Origin of the sequence: Ideonella azotifigens, from assembly GCF_006519715.1 — a bacterium.
GTDB classification, from domain to species: domain Bacteria; phylum Pseudomonadota; class Gammaproteobacteria; order Burkholderiales; family Burkholderiaceae_C; genus Ideonella; species Ideonella azotifigens.
Map to the genome: position 1 here is coordinate 1 of NZ_VIDT01000518.1, position 4,023 is coordinate 4,023.

A 4,023-nucleotide genomic window follows, 5' to 3' on the forward strand; every position below is an offset into this window, starting at 1 on the left:
CGTCGTCGTCGGCACGCCGGGCCGGCTGATGGACTTGCTGGACGTGGGCGCTCTGCAGCTCGGCGGCCTGCAGACGCTGGTCTTCGACGAAGCCGACCGCATGCTGGACATGGGCTTCATCGACGACATGGTCACCGTCGCCAGCCAGTGCCCGGCCGAGCGGCAAACCTTGCTGTTCTCCGCCACCTACCCCGAAGGCATTGCCAAGCTGGCCTCGCGCTTCCTGCGCAAGCCACGCCAGCTGACCGTCAGCGCGCCCACCGCCAAGACCGGCGGCCCTGCCACCGCACCCGCCGGCCAGATCCGCCAACTCGCGTTCGAAGTGGCCGACAGCGACCGGCTGCACGTCGTCGGCCAACTGCTGCGCCACTACCGGCCGGCCAGCACCATCGCCTTCTGCAACACCAAGCAGCAGTGCCGCGACCTGGTCGACGTGCTGGTGGCCGAAGGCTTCGTCGCGCTGGCGCTGCATGGTGACCTGGACCAGCGCGAGCGCGACCAGGTGCTGATCCGCTTCTCGCAGCGCAGCGTCTCGGTGCTGGTGGCCACCGACGTGGCCGCGCGCGGGCTGGACATCGAGCAGCTCGAAGCGGTGATCAATGTCGACGTCACGCAGGACATCGAGCAGCACGTGCACCGCATCGGCCGCACCGGCCGCGCCGGGCACGACGGCCTGGCACTGAGCCTGGTCAGCATGGACGAGATGGGCCGCATCGGCCGCATCGAGCTGGCCCAGGGCAAGCCCTTCGACTGGGAAAAGCTCGGCGAGCTGAAGGACGCCCCCGGCGGTCCGCTGCGCCCGGCCATGGTCACGCTGCAGATCCTCGGCGGCAAGAAGGAAAAGATCCGCCCCGGCGACGTGCTGGGCGCGCTCACCGGCGACGCCGGCTTCGCCGGCAGCCAGATCGGCAAGATCAAGGTTGGCGACTTCCACACCTACGTGGCCGTCGAAGCCAGCATCGCCGACCAGGTCGTCGCCAAACTCTCCAGCGGCACGCTCAAGGGCCGCAAGGCCAAGCTCAGGCGGCTGGATGATGTGATTCGCTGAGAGGGCGAGGGCCGTGTGTGAGGCGTCTGGCGTCATGGTGCGAGTGTTCTCGCGTTATGACCTGGATACCATCGTCCGATGAGACGAATGCGATGGAGGCAGGAACATGGGCCTTTGGCGACGACTTTTTCTACTGCGGCCTGAATCCCAACCTGGCAAAGAGGCCCTCGTGAACTTTGTCGGCTCGATAGGCCACGAGGATGGCATCGCGCCAGAGCGCACGTTTGCCTATGGCGTCTGCGTCGGATGCCCGGAACAGAAGGAGATGTCCGATCTGCTGGCGCGACACGGGTTGGGAGTGTCGAAAGGCGCCTACAAGATCATTGTTTCGGACTGCGAGTGTTTCTCCTTCGAGGATTGGCGGCCTGAAGGTGAATGGACGCTGGATGGGACGGCCGCGAGGCCGGAGGTCCTCAATGCTGACGCTCGGCAAGTATCCGGGGCTCTAATGAAGGCTCAAATTCGGCACTGGCTGGGCATCTACGATGGCGACCAGAACCAGATGGACTACCTTCACTTCGATTGGCCGGATCAAGATCCGCAGCAAAGCTGAGATGATTGGCATTTACTGGGCTCGCTTCGAGGCTAGTGCGTTGCGAAGCTTGAATCTAGGCAAGTAAATTCGGCGTATGTGATCGACTGCTCGGGTTCCCAGACTCCGAACAGTTCGAATGGCAAAATACCGACGATCGAGACTCCCGAAAAGGGCGCGTAGGCTTGTTTTGTAAGATTGATTGAATATTCAATTTTTTGATAGGGAGGGTATCTATATGAGCATTATTGCCTACTACGCTCACGTGGATGAGGTCCAACTTGATTTGGTGCACAAGCAGCCATCCGTTGTCTGGAATATCAAAAACGATCCACGGTTTGCAAAAGCTGCTTTGCTTGATTTGGATAAGGATTACGAAGTTCTCGCCTGGCTGCTGTCAAGCACCAAACGTGGCGAGCAAGTACACCTTGTTGCAACGTATCGAGCCGCCGGTCGCCAAATTGAATCAAAATCTCTGGGTGAAAACACCGACTTCGACGCATTGTTGTCGGAAGAACTGGGAAAGCTGGGTGTTTGCCCTGGAGCCACTGACGGGGCTGCGGCGGACATGGTATTGAGCGCAATTGAGGGTCGCGGCGACAAAAGTCAGCGAGACCCGAAGATTGATTTTGGTATGGGCAGCGCAAGGCTTTTCAAACCAGCCGAGGTCAAGCAGCTTTCCGCTGCCTTGGATCGCATCACCACAGCTGATCTCCAAAAGTTTTTTGATCGAAAAGAAATGGAGAAGTTCGAGGTGGGCGGAATGGAATGGTTGAGTGAAAAAGATTCGGTATTGGAAGAATTTTTAGTCCCGGCTTTTCAGAAGCTTCGGGCTTTTTATGCTGAGGCTGCAAAGTCGGGGCACTATGTTTTTGTGATCTATCAGTGATGACGCTTGCCGGGGGTGATATTGAGGGCGTCGCCGATCTCTATTGCAGTTGCTGGTTGCTCCGACCAGCCGCTCCAGCCCTTGCCCGCTACGCCGCCGTCAGCGGTAGTCGTGCTTGTGCTGGTCCCTGGCGGCGAGCAGCACGACCTCCGCGTCACGCATCGCGAACAGGAAGACGCAGCCGCCCTTGCCAAACGGGATGATCAATTCCCGGAATTCCCGGTCTTGCTCGGACCGGCGGCAGGTGTGCGGTGCGAACGCGAGGACGCTCATCCCTTGTTCGACCGCATCGCGGAACCGAAAGAGGCACCTCTCATCGGGCGCGTGGCTCGCCAGCTCGCGCAGGATGATGTGGTCTTCGAGGCGCTCGATGTCTTGCTGGAAGGTGAGGCTGGGAATGACGCGATAGGGCTCGCTCACTCAGAGGCTCGCTTTTGCTTCGCTGCCACCGCTTCCCGGATGCGCTGCTGTGCCGCCTTGGCACGCTGCGTCATGCCCGCCAGGAAGTCTTCGGCCGTGACCAGGCCCTCGCCCTTGTCGGCGCTGCGCAGTGCCTTCTTCGCACGCGCAACGGCAGCGTTCTGCTCGGCGCGAAATTCAACCTCGCGGCAGACGGCGTTCTCGATGAACTGCGTCATGGACTCGCCTTCTCGCAGCACAGCCTCCAGGCTGGCCTTGGCTTCGGGCGCGATGCGAATGGGGGGCAAGGTGGCGGAGCGGCTCATTAATCGACTGTATAGCATTTGATATACGCCGACAAGCTCGGCCAAGCACAACCACCAGGCCGGGGATGCTCAGCGCATCGCCCAGTCCGTGTCCACGTGCACGATGTAGCACTCCGAGGTGTACGCGCGGCGGTCGTGGTCGCAGCTGGCCAGGGCTTCGCGCACGGCGGTGTCGATGCTGGAGGCGCCTGAGGCCCAGCCGGAGGCGCCGTCGTTCGACACGCTGAAGGCGCGGTGGCCCTTGGCGTGGGCGTATTCCTCGCGGAAACGCTCGGCGGCGCGCGGGCTGTGCAGGACGGACTGCAGCTCGGCAGCGCTGGGCATTGGGTCGTCGCTGCGCTGCTGGGCTTCAGGGCGCTCGTCGTCGTCCATTTCCTCGTGCACCTTGTCCACGTAGCGTTTGTAGGCGGGCACGGCCAAGCTCAACAGCAGGGCGAACATCAGGATCAGCACGCCGAGTGCGATCACCACGCCCCGGCCGCTGTCATCCACCGGCTTGGGGCCATGCTCGTTCTCGTAGGCCTCGCTGGGATAGAACAGCAGGGCGACGGTGGCGATCCAGTTGATGATGGGGATCAGCAGCACCAGCACCCACCAGCCGTTCTGGCCGATGTCGTGCAGTCGCAGCACCGTGACCCGCAGCGACCAGACGATCAGCACGGCGATGCCGACAATGCCCAGCAGTCCCTTGAAGATCATGCCTGGCAGCAGTGCCAGCAGGATGCCCAGCCCGGCGATGCCCACGTAGAACAGCAAGCCTGAGAAGAAGTAGCGCATGCGCGGCATGCGGCCCTCGAAGCTGAGGCCGAACAGCGGCGCATCGTCGCTG

The 4,023-nt window shown here is 61.9% G+C and carries 6 protein-coding genes; 3 read left to right on the forward strand and 3 right to left on the reverse strand.

Annotated elements, in window-relative coordinates:
• The 3 genes from FKP22_RS23180 to FKP22_RS23190 form a co-directional block, all read left to right on the forward strand.
• Nucleotides 1–1,048: helicase-related protein (locus FKP22_RS23180; protein ID WP_141290036.1), on the forward strand; the 1,048-nt coding region annotated here is incomplete at its 5' end.
• Between the two features lie 169 nt (nucleotides 1,049–1,217).
• A complete protein-coding gene (locus tag FKP22_RS23185; RefSeq protein ID WP_141290037.1) occupies nucleotides 1,218–1,601 on the forward strand; it encodes a hypothetical protein in 384 nt (127 codons plus the stop codon).
• A 217-nt stretch (nucleotides 1,602–1,818) separates the two neighbouring features.
• Nucleotides 1,819–2,469 carry a DUF1877 family protein gene (locus FKP22_RS23190; protein WP_141290038.1) on the forward strand — a complete coding sequence of 217 codons (651 nt, stop codon included), beginning with the start codon at nucleotides 1,819–1,821 and terminating at the stop codon, nucleotides 2,467–2,469.
• Nucleotides 2,470–2,568: 99 nt separating this feature from the next.
• Here the strand turns inward: FKP22_RS23190 and FKP22_RS23195 are convergent, their stop codons facing one another.
• The 3 genes from FKP22_RS23195 to FKP22_RS23205 form a co-directional block, all read right to left on the reverse strand.
• Nucleotides 2,569–2,889 carry a type II toxin-antitoxin system RelE/ParE family toxin gene (locus FKP22_RS23195; protein ID WP_141290039.1) on the reverse strand — a complete coding sequence of 107 codons (321 nt, stop codon included), beginning with the start codon at nucleotides 2,887–2,889 and terminating at the stop codon, nucleotides 2,569–2,571.
• A complete protein-coding gene (locus FKP22_RS23200) occupies nucleotides 2,886–3,194 on the reverse strand; it encodes a YlcI/YnfO family protein (RefSeq protein ID WP_141290040.1) in 309 nt (102 codons plus the stop codon). Before FKP22_RS23200 ends, FKP22_RS23195 begins: the two co-directional genes overlap by 4 nt.
• A 69-nt stretch (nucleotides 3,195–3,263) precedes the next feature.
• Nucleotides 3,264–4,023: DUF805 domain-containing protein (locus FKP22_RS23205; RefSeq protein ID WP_141290041.1), on the reverse strand; the 760-nt coding region annotated here is incomplete at its 5' end.